The 11,663-nt window shown below is 65.3% G+C and carries 12 protein-coding genes; 5 read left to right on the top strand and 7 right to left on the bottom strand.

Going from position 1 to position 11,663, the window contains the following annotated elements:
• Positions 1-41: 41 nt before the first annotated feature.
• The gene (grpE, locus tag Q0P59_RS02300) at positions 42-602 is read right to left on the bottom strand and encodes a nucleotide exchange factor GrpE (RefSeq protein WP_295003082.1); all 561 of its coding nucleotides are present in this window, start codon (positions 600-602) and stop codon (positions 42-44) included.
• Between the two features lie 149 nt (positions 603-751).
• Here grpE and Q0P59_RS02305 point away from each other — a divergent pair, with 149 nt between their 5' ends.
• Positions 752-2,119 carry a protein kinase gene (locus Q0P59_RS02305; RefSeq protein ID WP_295003084.1) on the top strand — a complete coding sequence of 456 codons (1,368 nt, stop codon included), beginning with the start codon at positions 752-754 and terminating at the stop codon, positions 2,117-2,119.
• Between the two features lie 55 nt (positions 2,120-2,174).
• On the opposite strand, the gene Q0P59_RS02310 is transcribed toward Q0P59_RS02305, so the two are convergent.
• The 4 genes from Q0P59_RS02310 to hrcA form a co-directional block, all read right to left on the bottom strand.
• On the bottom strand, positions 2,175-3,794 hold the full coding sequence (locus Q0P59_RS02310) for a methyl-accepting chemotaxis protein (RefSeq protein WP_295003086.1): 1,620 nt from the start codon (positions 3,792-3,794) through the stop codon (positions 2,175-2,177).
• Positions 3,795-3,925: 131 nt separating this feature from the next.
• Positions 3,926-4,369: a thioredoxin TrxC gene (trxC, locus tag Q0P59_RS02315; protein WP_295003088.1), complete on the bottom strand. Its 444-nt coding sequence runs from the start codon at positions 4,367-4,369 to the stop codon at positions 3,926-3,928.
• A 73-nt stretch (positions 4,370-4,442) separates the two neighbouring features.
• On the bottom strand, positions 4,443-5,546 hold the full coding sequence (hemH, locus tag Q0P59_RS02320) for a ferrochelatase (protein WP_295003090.1): 1,104 nt from the start codon (positions 5,544-5,546) through the stop codon (positions 4,443-4,445).
• Positions 5,546-6,574 (bottom strand): heat-inducible transcriptional repressor HrcA, encoded by a 1,029-nt coding sequence (hrcA, locus tag Q0P59_RS02325; RefSeq protein WP_295003092.1) that lies wholly within the window; start codon positions 6,572-6,574, stop codon positions 5,546-5,548. Before hrcA ends, hemH begins: the two co-directional genes overlap by 1 nt.
• A 46-nt stretch (positions 6,575-6,620) precedes the next feature.
• Here hrcA and Q0P59_RS02330 point away from each other — a divergent pair, with 46 nt between their 5' ends.
• Together Q0P59_RS02330 and recN are read left to right on the top strand one after the other, a co-directional pair.
• Complete coding sequence (locus Q0P59_RS02330) at positions 6,621-7,550, top strand: NAD kinase (RefSeq protein WP_295003094.1); 930 nt, start codon at positions 6,621-6,623, stop codon at positions 7,548-7,550.
• The gene (recN, locus tag Q0P59_RS02335) at positions 7,550-9,214 is read left to right on the top strand and encodes a DNA repair protein RecN (RefSeq protein WP_295003096.1); all 1,665 of its coding nucleotides are present in this window, start codon (positions 7,550-7,552) and stop codon (positions 9,212-9,214) included. Before Q0P59_RS02330 ends, recN begins: the two co-directional genes overlap by 1 nt.
• Before the next feature lie 18 nt (positions 9,215-9,232).
• On the opposite strand, the gene Q0P59_RS02340 is transcribed toward recN, so the two are convergent.
• Both Q0P59_RS02340 and fur read right to left on the bottom strand, forming a co-directional pair.
• Positions 9,233-9,838, bottom strand: coding sequence for a TMEM165/GDT1 family protein (locus Q0P59_RS02340; RefSeq protein ID WP_295003099.1), 606 nt, complete (start codon positions 9,836-9,838; stop codon positions 9,233-9,235).
• A gap of 10 nt (positions 9,839-9,848) precedes the next feature.
• On the bottom strand, positions 9,849-10,271 hold the full coding sequence (fur, locus tag Q0P59_RS02345) for a ferric iron uptake transcriptional regulator (protein WP_295003101.1): 423 nt from the start codon (positions 10,269-10,271) through the stop codon (positions 9,849-9,851).
• Between the two features lie 95 nt (positions 10,272-10,366).
• Here fur and Q0P59_RS02350 point away from each other — a divergent pair, with 95 nt between their 5' ends.
• The gene (locus Q0P59_RS02350) at positions 10,367-10,849 is read left to right on the top strand and encodes an outer membrane protein assembly factor BamE (RefSeq protein ID WP_295003104.1); all 483 of its coding nucleotides are present in this window, start codon (positions 10,367-10,369) and stop codon (positions 10,847-10,849) included.
• A gap of 2 nt (positions 10,850-10,851) precedes the next feature.
• Complete coding sequence (dapB, locus tag Q0P59_RS02355; protein ID WP_295003106.1) at positions 10,852-11,658, top strand: 4-hydroxy-tetrahydrodipicolinate reductase; 807 nt, start codon at positions 10,852-10,854, stop codon at positions 11,656-11,658.
• Positions 11,659-11,663: the final 5 nt, after the last annotated feature.

Consider the following 11,663-nt stretch of genomic DNA (forward strand, 5'->3'; position numbering starts at 1 on the left):
GATGTTCGTGAGTTGGGGGCCATGCCCCCGATTTCAAGTGTTTATTTGCCCTTGGCGACCATGACCAGGGCCGGGCGCAGCGTGCGCTCGGCGATGGTGTAGCCCTTCTGCAGCACGGTGACCACGGTGTTGGCTTCCTGCTCGGAATCGACCATGCCGATGGCCTGGTGCTTGTGCGGGTCGAACTTCTCGCCGAGCGGATTGACCTCGTTCAGCGCGTTCTTCTCGAAGGCCGAAACCAGCTGCTTGAGGGTCAGCTCGACGCCGGACTTGAAGCTGTCGACGGTCTGCTCCGGCACGGCCAGCGCGGCTTCCAGGCTGTCCTTGACGGCCAGCAGTTCGCCGGCGAATTTCTCGACGGCGAACTTGTGGGCCTTGGAAATGTCTTCCTGGGCGCGGCGGCGGATGTTCTCGCCTTCGGCCTTGGCGCGCAGCCAGGCGTCGTAGTGCTCGGCGGCCTTCAGTTCGAGGGCCTTGAATTGCTCCTCGACGCTGGGAATGGTGTCGATGTTGTCGGCCGGCGCGGCTTCCGCGGCGGCTGCTTGCTCGGGGGCGGGTTCGCTGCCCAGCATGGCTTCCTGGGCGTTTTCGGGGTTGGACATGCAGGTTTCTCCAAAAAATCTTTTCGCTATCTGGAGACGTTTTCCCCGGTTTCAAGTCCACCGCGCCAAATTTCTTTACAGTTGAAACTGCCGCCGGGCGAATGCGCCCGTGCTACGATCATTCCCTGTGTTTTTCTCAGATATCGAGAATGGAAACAATCGGCAAGTACCGCGTGATACGGGAGTTGGGCAAGGGGGCGACCGCCACGGTCTACCTCTGCGACGATCCCGATCTCGGTCGCCAGGTTGCCGTCAAGGTGATTCAGTTCGGGAAGGATGCCGGCGCCATGTCGCGCCGGATGCGCAAGCTCTTCCAGAACGAAGGCATGGTGTCGAAGCGGCTGAACCACCCCAATATCGTTCAGGTCCATGAAGCGGTGGTCCAGTCGGACTACGCCTACCTGGCGATGGAGTACGTCGAGGGCTTCTCGCTGGAGGAGCACACGCGGATCGACCGGCTGCTGCCCATGCACCGGGTCATCGGCATCATCTTCAAGTGCTGCATGGCGCTCGACGCCGCCTACCGCCAGGGCATCATCCATCGCGACATCAAGCCGGCCAACATCATGGTTGCCGCCGGCGACGAGGCCAAGATCGCCGACTTCGGCCTGGCGCTCAACATGAACAAGGATCTCGACCGGGATTCGACCTTCATCATGGGCGTCGGCTCGCCGGCCTACATGTCGCCGGAGCAGATCAAGAGCTACCCGCTCAACCAGAAGACCGACCTGTACTCGCTCGGCGTGCTGCTCTTCCAGCTGCTGACCGGGCGCCTGCCGTTCCGCGCCAACAACCAGGCGACGCTGATCTATCGCATCGTCAATACCGATGCCCCGTCCGTCACCTCGCTCCGTCCCGACCTGCCGGAAGGGCTGAACGCCATTCTCAAGCGGGCGCTGGAAAAGGACCTCTACAACCGCTACCGGAACGGCGCCGAAATGGCCAAGGATCTGTCGGCGGTTCGCTACCAACTGGTCGACGAGGATTCGACGGTCGAGGATACCCGGCACTTCGAAACCCTGCGCAAGCTGGAGTTCTTCACGGAGTTCGAGAACATCGAGATCTGGGAGGTGCTGCGCGTCGGCGTCTGGCGCGAGGTATCGCCGAACGTGGCGCTGATCCGCGAAGGCGATCGCAGCAAGTTTTTCGGCGTCATCGTCTCGGGTTCGGTCGAGATATCGCTCGAAGGCAAGGCGCTGTGCCGCCTGGGGACGAGCGAACCGGTCGGCGAGGTGGCTTTCCTGCATCCGTCCAGCGATTTGCGCTGCGCCACGGCCGTCACGCTGGAACCGACGCTGTTCCTGGAGATCAACGCGGCGGCGCTGGCGCTGTCTTCCGAGGAGCTGCTGGAGCGCGTGCGCAATGCCCTGCTCGGCCGGATGATCAAGCGCCTGCGCGAAGTCAACCGGATCGCCGCGGCCCAGGGGCTGCCGGCGGTGCAGAGCCTGTCGGCGTCGCAGGCGGGCGGTCCGTCCAGGCTGGGCGGCGGGCTCGACCTCGAGCTGGCACCGATGTGAGGCTAGTCGTTAGTCGGTAGTTGCCAGCAACCAGGGACTACCAACTAGCGACTCATCAGACCTTGAAGCGTCCGACCAGCGAGGCCAGGCCGTCGGCCAGGCGCTTGAGGTCGTGGGCCGCTCCGGCCGTCTGCTCGACTGTTCCCGAGTTCTCGCGCGCCATTTCGGCGATCGATTCGATGCTGCTTTCGACGTCCCCGGAGAAGCGGCGCTGCTGCTCGGTGGCCGAGGCAATGGTGTCCAGGCCGTGGCCGACTTCGGCAACCGAGCCGTTGGTCGCTTGCAGCACGTTGGAAACCGAGGCCACGGCTGCCTGGCTGGTTTCCAGGTGATCCAGCCCTTCTTCGATGCTGCGGCGGACCGAGACCGACTGGGCGCTCAGGTTGGCGGTGATGGCGTCGATTTCGCTGGCCGAGCGGGATGACTTTTCGGCCAGCTTGCGGACCTCGTCGGCGACGACGGCGAATCCGCGCCCCTGCTCGCCGGCGCGCGCCGCTTCGATGGCGGCATTGAGGGCCAGCAGGTTGGTCTGTTCGGCGATGTCCTTGACCTCGCGGGTCATCATCGTGATCGATTCGGTGTTGCGGACGAAGTCATTGACTGACTCGGCCATTTCCTTGACCGCGCGCTCGACGACGTTCATTTCGCCGAGCAGTGTCTGCAGGTTGCGGCTGCCTTCGTTGGCGCGGGCCAGGCTTTCCTGCGACTGGTGCTGGACGTGCTCGGCGCTCTGCGCGATCGAGGAGATGCTCGATACCAGCTGCTCCACGGCGGTGGCGGCGAGATCGGACTTTTCGTTCTGCTGGTGGGAGCTCTGGGTCACGCGGTCGGCGTTTTCGGAGAGCGCGGTGACGCGGGCCGATACCTGGCTGGCGGCATCGCGGACCTGGCGCACGAGCTGGTTGAAGTTGTCCATCATTTCGTTGAAGACCTGGGCGGACTGGCCGACTTCGTCCTTGCCCTTGACCGGCAGGCGGCGGGTCAGGTCGCCCTCGCCGCGGGCGATGTCGCTCAGGCCCTTGCGCAGCTCGTCGAGCGGCGCGGTGACGAAATGGTGGGTGATCAGGTAGATGAGAACGAGCAGCACGCCCAGGGCGGCCAGCGCAACGCCGGCGATCTTCAGGCGGAACGCGGCGACCTCGGATTCGACGGAATCGAGCGAGACCTTCATGCTGACGATGCCGAGAACCGTGCCTTCAGTCGTTTGATGGCAGACCAGGCAGTCCTTGCCGAGATAGTTCTTGGAAGCCTTGGTCGGGTTGATCACCTGCAGGTAGGAGCTGCCGTTTTCCTTCTCGACCGAGACATGGGGGGTGCCCGAGGACATCACCTGCTGTTCCTTGGCATCCAGCTGGCGGTTGCTCTTGGTGTCGGGGCCGTACAGCTTGGCCACGGTTTCGCTGCGGGCGACGTGCAGGTCCTTGATGATGGATAGCTGCTTGATCTGGTCCAGGAACACTTCACGCTGTCCGACCGTGCCGGTGATCATCATGCCGGTCAGGCCGGCCATGGTCATTTCGTGGATGCTTTGCGAGAAATCCTGGGCCTGGCGGATGGCGGTTTCGCGGTTGACCTGGGTGGTCCAGACGATGGCTCCTGCCCAGATAATGGCCAGAACGACCCAGATCGCGGCGGTGAGCCGTATCCAGATCTTCAAGTCGGCGATGCGCGGCATTATTGTTCTCCCTTATGACTCCCGACTTGTGTCGGGCCGTCAGATCGATTTGCGGGATTGTGCCAGTTGCGCCGCTTTCCGGCAAAACTATTCCAGAATTGCAAACTTCGCCGAACGGAAGCCGTCGGCGCTCAGGGCTGGCGTAGATGCGGCTGCAGCCAGCGTTTCAAGGTGGCGAGATCGACCGCTCCGCTGTGGCGGGCGACTTCGCGCCCCTGCACGAAGACCGCCAGTGTCGGAATGCTGCGAATGTTGAAGCGGGCGGCGAGCTGTTGTTCGGCTTCGGTGTCGACCTTGACCAGGCGGGCCTGCGGTTCGAGCTCGATGGCCGCCTGGTGGAAGGTCGGGGCCATCGTCCGGCAGGGGCCGCACCAGGGCGCCCAGAAGTCGACCACCACGGGCAGGTCGCTGCGCGCAATATGCCGGTCGAAATCGGCTTGTCCCAGCGCCAGCGGTTCGCCGGTGAACAAGGGCCGTTTGCACTGGCCGCAGCCGGGAGCGTCGCCCAGCCGGGCGGCGGGAATGCGATTGACCGCCGCGCAGTGCGGGCAGACGACGTGCAGGCTGTCGGACATCTCGGGCTCCAGAGGGATCAGATTGTTCCGATGTATGGGCGAGTGCCGGCAATTCAAGCCTGGCGGCGCCGGATCAGCTGCGGGCGCCGCTCCTGATGGCCAGGCTGGCGCTGCTTTCCAGTTGCCGGGGATCGATGGCCGCCGTGCTTGGCCAGCCGGCCAGGTGCTGCTCGGCGAGGTCGGCCAGGGCCTTGATCCAGGCGTCGTCTTCGTTGAGCGCCGGAATGTAGTGGTATTCCTTGCCGCCGGCCTTGAGGAAATCGTCGCGGCCTTCCTGGGCGATTTCCTCCAGCGTTTCGAGGCAGTCGGCGACGAAGCCGGGACAAATCACGTCCACCCGGTGGATGCCCCGGGCGCCCCATTCGTGCAGCGTGGGGGCGGTGTAGGGCTGCAGCCATTCGGCCTTGCCGAAGCGCGACTGGAAGCAGATCTGGAACTGCTCGGGCTTCAGGTTCAGGCGCTCGACGAGCAGGCGCCCGGTCTTCTGGCATTCGCAGAAGTACGGGTCGCCGAGATCCAGGCTGCGCCTGGGCAGGCCGTGGAAGCTGATGAGCAGGCGGTCGTTGGCGCCGAGCGGGCCGTTGGCCTGCCAGTGCCTGCGCACCGATTGTTCGAGCGCCGCCAGGTAGCCTTCCCGGTCGTGGAAATTGCGCACGAAGCGCATCTCGGGCTGGTTGCGGGTCTGCAGCAGCCACGCCGAGCAGGCATCGACCACGGTCGCCGTGGTGCTGGCGGCGTATTGCGGGTACATCGGCACGATCAGGATGCGGCTGGCGCCCTCGGCCTTGAGGTGGGCGAGCACGTCGGGAATCGACGGCGAACCGTAGCGCATCGCCCAGGTCACGGTGACCTGATGGCCGCGCTGGCCGAGCAGGCCCCGGAGCAGCTTGGCCTGGCGCTCGGTGTGCACGCGCAGCGGCGAGCCTTCCGGCATCCAGACCGTGGCGTACTTGGCGGCCGATTTCTTCGGGCGCAGGTTGAGGATGATGCCGTTGAGGATCGGCCACCACAGCAGCTTGGGAATTTCGACGACGCGCGGGTCGGAAAGGAACTGCTTGAGGTAGCGGCGGAGCGCCGGCGCGGTCGGGGCATCGGGCGTGCCGAGGTTGACGAGGACGACGGCGGTGCTCGCCGGCGTGCCATGGCGGTGCGGCGGCTCGGGAAGAAAACGGAACATCAGTTATCCGGTTTGGTGGAGAGGGCGCTGGAGAGCAGGCGGGCGGTGATGTCGACGATGGGAATGACCCGCTCGTAGGCCATGCGGGTCGGGCCGATGACGCCGACCGAACCGACCACCTGGCCGTCGACGGCGTAGGGGGCGGTGACGACGCTGCATTCGTCGAGCGGGGCGATGCCCGATTCGCCGCCGATGAAGATCTGCACGCCCTCGGCGCGGTTCGACACGTCGAGCAGGCGCATCAGGCTGGAACGCTGCTCGAACAGGTCGAACAGTTCGCGCAGGCGCTTCATGTTCGACGACAGTTCCTCGACGTCGAGCAGGTTCTTTTCGCCGGAAATCACGTAGGGCGTGGCGCTTTCCGACATGGCCGCGTCGCCGGCCTCGAGGGCCAGGGTCATCAGCGGCTTGATGTCTTCGCGCAATTGCCGGATTTCCGCCGACAGGTGATGGCGCATCTGCTCGAAGTCCAGGCCGGCGAAGTTCTGCGTCAGGTAGTTGGCGGCGCTGACCAGTTCGGCGGGGGTGTAGGCCTTTTCGGTGGAAATGATGCGGTTCTGCACGTCGCCGTCGGCGGTCACGATGATCAGCAGGATGCGCCGCTCGGACAGGCTGAGGAACTCGATCTGCCGGATGCGGCTGCTCTGCCGGCGCGGCGCGATGACGACGCCGGCGAAATGCGTCAGGCTCGACAGCAGCTGCGAGGCGCTGGAAATGATCTGGCTGGACGGCCGGCCGTGCAGCGCTTCCTCCATCCGGCCAAGCTGGCTGGCTTCCAGGGTCTGCACGGTGAGCAGGCTGTCGACGAACAGGCGGTAGCCGCGCGCCGTCGGGATGCGGCCGGCCGAGGTGTGCGGGCTGGCGACGAAGCCGGCCTCCTCGAGGTCGGCCATCACGTTGCGGATGGTGGCCGGCGACAGGTCGAGGCCGGAGAACTTGGACAGCGCACGCGATCCGACCGGTTGCCCGTCGGCGATGTAGTGTTCGACCAGCGTCTTCAGCAGGGTACGGGCGCGTTCATCAAGCATGTCCGGATTGTACAAAAAACCGGAGGCCGCGCTACAGGCCATTTTTATGCAAGAATTCAGCCCCATGAACCGAGGCTTCACATCCTACCGCTCCCCACGGACCATCGCGCTGGTCGGCAAATACCACAGCCAGGAAATTGCCGAGTCGCTGCGCCGGCTGGCCGAATATCTCTATGAGCGCGGCGCCTCGGTCTTCATCGAGCGTGAAACCGCCGAAAACATCGGCAAGAAGGTCGACCTGTCGCGCTGGGTGACCTGCGGCTTCAACGATATCGGCGCCCATGCCGACCTCGCCATCGTCCTCGGCGGCGACGGCACCATGCTCAACGCGGCGCGCCGCCTGGCCCGCTACTGCGTACCGCTGGTCGGGGTCAACCAGGGGCGTCTCGGCTTCATGACCGACATCGCCCGCGACGACATGCTGACCTGCATGGACGACCTGCTGGACGGCCGTTTCGCGCCGGAAAACCGCATGCTGCTGGCCGCCGAAGTGACGCGCGACGGCAAGGAGATCGCCTCCAACATGGCGCTCAACGACGTTGTCGTCGACAAGGGGGCCATCGGCCGGATGATCGAGTTCGAGCTGTTCATCGACGGCGAGTTCATCTACAACCTGCGTTCGGACGGCCTGATCGTGTCGACGCCGACCGGGTCGACCGCCTATTCGCTGTCGGCCGGCGGCCCCATCCTCAATCCGACGCTGACCGGCATCGCGCTGGTGCCCTTGTGTCCGCATGCGCTGACCAACCGGCCGATCATCGTCAACGACAACACCGACATCGAGCTGCGTATCGCCACCGCCGACGACCCGCGCGTGCACTTCGACGGCCAGGTCACGCTCGACCTGCTGCCCGGCGATTGCGTCCGTCTGCGCCGCTCCGAACACACCATCTGCTTCCTGCATCCGCCGGGCTACAGCTATTTCGCCATGCTGCGCCAGAAGCTGCAGTGGAGCGAACGGCCGAAAGGGCCCTGATGCTGCTCCACCTGACCATCAAGGATTTCGTCATCGTCGACCGGCTGGAACTCGAGTTTTCGGCGGGCTTCGGGGCGCTGACCGGGGAAACCGGGGCTGGCAAGTCCATCCTCATCGATGCCCTGGCGCTGGCGCTGGGCGAGCGAGCCGATGCCGGTGTCGTCCGTTCCGGCTGCGACAAGGCCGAAGTGGCGGCCAGCTTTGACGTCGCTGCCTTGCCAGAGGTCGGCGCCTGGCTGGCGGCCAACGATCTCGACGCCGGCAGCGAGCTGATGCTGCGCCGCGTCGTCGATGCCGGCGGCCGCTCCCGCGCCTACATCAACGGTTCGCCGGCAACCGTCCAGCAGTTGCGCGAAGTCGGCGAATGGCTGGTCGATATCCATGGCCAGCATGCCCACCAGTCGCTGCTCCGGGCCGATGCCCAGCGTGCCTTGCTCGACGCCCATGCCGGGCTGGGCGCGACGGTGCGCGAGGTGGCGACGGCCTGGAAGACCTGGCGCGATGCCGAACAGGCCCTGCGTTCCGCCAGCGAAGGCGTCGAGGCGCTGCAGCGCGAGCGCGAGCAGTTGCAATGGCAGGTCGGCGAGCTCGATGCACTGGCCTTCGGCGACGACGAATGGGCGACGCTCGATGTCGAACACCGTCGCCTGGGCCATGCGGCCAGCCTGATCGAGGGCGCGCAGTACGCCCTGGCCGTGCTGGCCGAGGACGATGCCGCCTGCGAGCGGCAGATCGACAGCGTCGCCGACCGCCTGGCCGGCCTGGCCGAATACGACCCGGCGCTGGCCGGAGTGGCCGAGTTGCTCGGTTCGGTGCAGGCCGAACTGTCCGAAGCGGTATCGACGCTGCGCCGTTACGCCGACCGCGTCGATCTCGATCCGGGCCGCCTGGCCGAAGTCGAGCGCCGCATGGACGCAGTGATGGCCAACGCCCGCAAGTTCCGCGTCCAGCCGCCGGAACTGCCCGGCCTGCTGACCGGCTGGCGCCAGCGCCTGGCCGAACTCGACGAATCGGCCGATCTCGCGGCGCTGGAGGGCAAGGTGGCGGCCGCTCAGCAGGTTTATCGCACGCTTGCCGGCAAGCTGTCGGCCGGCCGCAAGAAGGCCGCGACCGAGATGGGCAAGGCGGTCAGCGACGTGATGCGCCAGCTGGCTCTGTCCTCCGGTCGTTTCGAAGTGGCTTTGCCGGCCGTCGAGGGCGGCGCCGTCTATGGCCTGGAGCAGGTCGAGTTCCGTATCGGCGGCCTGGCCGGCAACGAAGCCAAGCCGCTGGCCAAGGTGGCCTCGGGCGGCGAATTGTCGCGCATCAGCCTGGCCATCCAGGTGCTGACCTCGCGTTCGGCCAGCGTGCCGACCCTGATTTTCGACGAGGTCGATGTCGGCATCGGCGGCGGCGTGGCGGAAATCGTCGGCCGCTTGCTGCGCGAACTGGGCAGCGAGCGCCAGGTACTGTGCGTCACCCATCTGCCGCAGGTCGCGGCGCAGGCCAACTGGCAGTGGCAGGTGAGCAAGGCGACGCGCAACGGCGCCACCTTGAGCGCCATCCGGCCGCTCGACGACGATGGCCGCGTCCAGGAAATTGCCCGCATGCTGGGCGGGGTCGAAATCACCGACATCACGCTGCAGCATGCCCGGGAGCTGCTCAATCCCAAGGCTTTGGCCTGAGTCGGCCGGCGCTCGGGATCAGATCAGGCCGAACAGGCGCAGCGCGGCGAGTAGCGCCAGCAGCAGGAAAAACACGCCGCTGACCCGGTGTATCCAGTGCAGCGGCAGCTGTTTCAGGAAGCGGCGGCCGGCGTAGACGCCGAGCACCGATGTCGTGGTCAGGGCCAGCGTGGCGCCGACCCAGGTCGCCATCGGTGCGGCGGTGCTGCCCATGCCGGCGACGGCAATCTGCGTCTTGTCGCCGAACTCGGCGAGAAAGATCATCAGGAAGGTGGTGGCGACGATGCCGTGGCCGGGCTTTTCCTCGATTTCCTCGTCATCGTCCTCTGCCTCGAAGCGCAGGGACTGCACGCCGAAAAAGGCGAACAGCACGGCGACGGCCAGTGTGACGACCCATTCCGGGAGCCAGGCGGCGACGGCCGCGCCGAACAGCACGGCGAGCAGGTTGAGGATGGCGAAGGCCGAGACGGCGCCGATCACCACCGGCAGCCCGCGATGGCGCGCGGCCAGGGTCATGCAGACGAGCTGGCTCTTGTCGCCGAACTCGGCGAGGGCAATCAGCAGGTAGGTTGCGCCGGCCGAGGAAAGCCAGCTCGCCGCGTTGGCGGGCAATAACTCGGACATGCGCCGGCCGTCAGGCTTTCTTGCTGCCGCACTCGGCGCAACGACCGTAGATGTACAGGGCGTGATCCTGGATGGTAAAGCCGCGTTCTTCGGCGACCGTGTTTTGCCGCTTTTCGATTTCCGGGTCGAAAAACTCCTCGACCTTGCCGCATTCGACGCACACCAGGTGATCGTGGTGCTTGCCGCGATTGACTTCGAATACCGCCTTGCCGGATTCGAAGAAGTGGCGTTCGAGCAGGCCGGCCTGCTCGAACTGGGTCAGTACGCGATAGACCGTCGCCAGGCCGATGTCCATGTTTTCGGCGATCAGCATCCGGTAGACGTCTTCCGCCGTCATGTGCCGCATCGTGCTTTTTTCGAAAAGCTCAAGAATCTTCAGGCGGGGAAAGGTGGCCTTCAACCCCATGTTCTTGAGGCTTTGCGGATCGCTCATTACGGATTTTCCAGAAATAGTTCAAACAAGGCGGGATGCCGATTTCGGGTATGATATACCGCTTCAAAGCCGATTCAAAAATCCGGAAATCCCGAATGCGCCGTTCCCGTCTCATGCTCGTTGCTGTCTCCAGTGTGCTTATTGCAGCCTGTTCCTGGAAGCCCGGCTTCATCAATGAATACAAGATCGACATCCAGCAGGGCAATGTCCTGACCCAGGAGATGGTCGCCCAGCTGAAACCCGGTCAAACCCGCGATCAAGTGCGCTTCGTCCTGGGAACGCCGATGGTTGCCGATATTTTCCACCAGCAGCGCTGGGACTATGTCTATAGCTACCGGAACGGCCGGACCGGAACCGTCGAGGGGCGCAAGTTCACCGTGTTTTTCGATGCCGATGGCCGTCTGGAGCGGGTCGGAGGGGATGTCGCCGTTGCCGAAGTCGCCGAGCTGACCACGCCGCAGAGCAAGAGCCGCCTGGTCGATCTCGGGACGCTGTCGGGCGAGGCCGCAGACACACCGCTGCCGCCCCGCGAGGAGCCGGGCTACGTCCGGCGCTTTTTGAGCATGTTTGGATTCTAGGAATGAACGCAACACGTATTGGCATCGTCGGTGCCGGCGGCCGCATGGGCCGCATGCTGATCGAAGCAACCCTGAAGGGCGAGGGCGTCGCGCTCGGCGCCGCTTTCGACGTGCCGGGCAGCCCGGCGATCGGCCGGAATGCCGGCGAACTGGTCGGCATGGCCTCGCCTGTCGTCGTCGGCGATGACGTGGCGGCGGGCCTCAAGGATATCGACGTCCTGATCGACTTTACCCGCCCGCAAGGCACGCTGGTGCATCTCGAGCTCTGTCGCCAGGCCGGCGTCGGCATGGTGATCGGCACGACCGGTTTCGAAGCCGACGGCAAGGCGGTCATTGCCGAGGCGGCCAGGGATATCCCGGTGGTCTTCGCGCCGAACATGGCGGTCGGCGTCAACGTGGTCTTCAAGCTGCTCGACATGGCCGCCCGCATCATGAACGAAGGCTACGATATCGAGGTTGTCGAGGCCCACCATCGCATGAAGATCGATGCGCCGTCGGGTACCGCCCTGCGCATGGGAGAGGTTGTCGCCTCGGCCCTTGGTCGCGATCTTGACGAGTGCGCCATCTACGGCCGCGAGGGTGTGACCGGTGAGCGCGATCCGTCCACGATCGGCTTCGCGACGGTGCGCGGCGGCGATATCGTCGGCGATCATACGGTGATGTTCTGCGGCATCGGCGAGCGCGTCGAGATCACCCACAAGGCCGGCAGCCGCATGCCCTATGCGCTGGGCAGCCTGCGCGCGGCCCGCTTCATGGCCGGCCGCAAGAACGGCTTGTTCGACATGCAGGACGTTCTCGGTTTGCGTTAGCCGGC

The organism is uncultured Dechloromonas sp., from assembly GCF_945957265.1.
Lineage (GTDB): Bacteria > Pseudomonadota > Gammaproteobacteria > Burkholderiales > Rhodocyclaceae > Azonexus.

What these genes read in the sequence shown, in the direction of transcription:
- grpE (WP_295003082.1), bottom strand. Translation starts at nt 602, where the DNA reads ATGTCCAACCCCGAAAACGCCCAGGAAGCCATGCTGGGCAGCGAACCC.
- Q0P59_RS02305 (WP_295003084.1), top strand. Translation starts at nt 752, where the DNA reads ATGGAAACAATCGGCAAGTACCGCGTGATACGGGAGTTGGGCAAGGGG.
- Q0P59_RS02310 (WP_295003086.1), bottom strand. Translation starts at nt 3,794, where the DNA reads ATGCCGCGCATCGCCGACTTGAAGATCTGGATACGGCTCACCGCCGCG.
- trxC (WP_295003088.1), bottom strand. Translation starts at nt 4,369, where the DNA reads ATGTCCGACAGCCTGCACGTCGTCTGCCCGCACTGCGCGGCGGTCAAT.
- hemH (WP_295003090.1), bottom strand. Translation starts at nt 5,546, where the DNA reads ATGTTCCGTTTTCTTCCCGAGCCGCCGCACCGCCATGGCACGCCGGCG.
- hrcA (WP_295003092.1), bottom strand. Translation starts at nt 6,574, where the DNA reads ATGCTTGATGAACGCGCCCGTACCCTGCTGAAGACGCTGGTCGAACAC.
- Q0P59_RS02330 (WP_295003094.1), top strand. Translation starts at nt 6,621, where the DNA reads ATGCAAGAATTCAGCCCCATGAACCGAGGCTTCACATCCTACCGCTCC.
- recN (WP_295003096.1), top strand. Translation starts at nt 7,550, where the DNA reads ATGCTGCTCCACCTGACCATCAAGGATTTCGTCATCGTCGACCGGCTG.
- Q0P59_RS02340 (WP_295003099.1), bottom strand. Translation starts at nt 9,838, where the DNA reads ATGTCCGAGTTATTGCCCGCCAACGCGGCGAGCTGGCTTTCCTCGGCC.
- fur (WP_295003101.1), bottom strand. Translation starts at nt 10,271, where the DNA reads ATGAGCGATCCGCAAAGCCTCAAGAACATGGGGTTGAAGGCCACCTTT.
- Q0P59_RS02350 (WP_295003104.1), top strand. Translation starts at nt 10,367, where the DNA reads ATGCGCCGTTCCCGTCTCATGCTCGTTGCTGTCTCCAGTGTGCTTATT.
- dapB (WP_295003106.1), top strand. Translation starts at nt 10,852, where the DNA reads ATGAACGCAACACGTATTGGCATCGTCGGTGCCGGCGGCCGCATGGGC.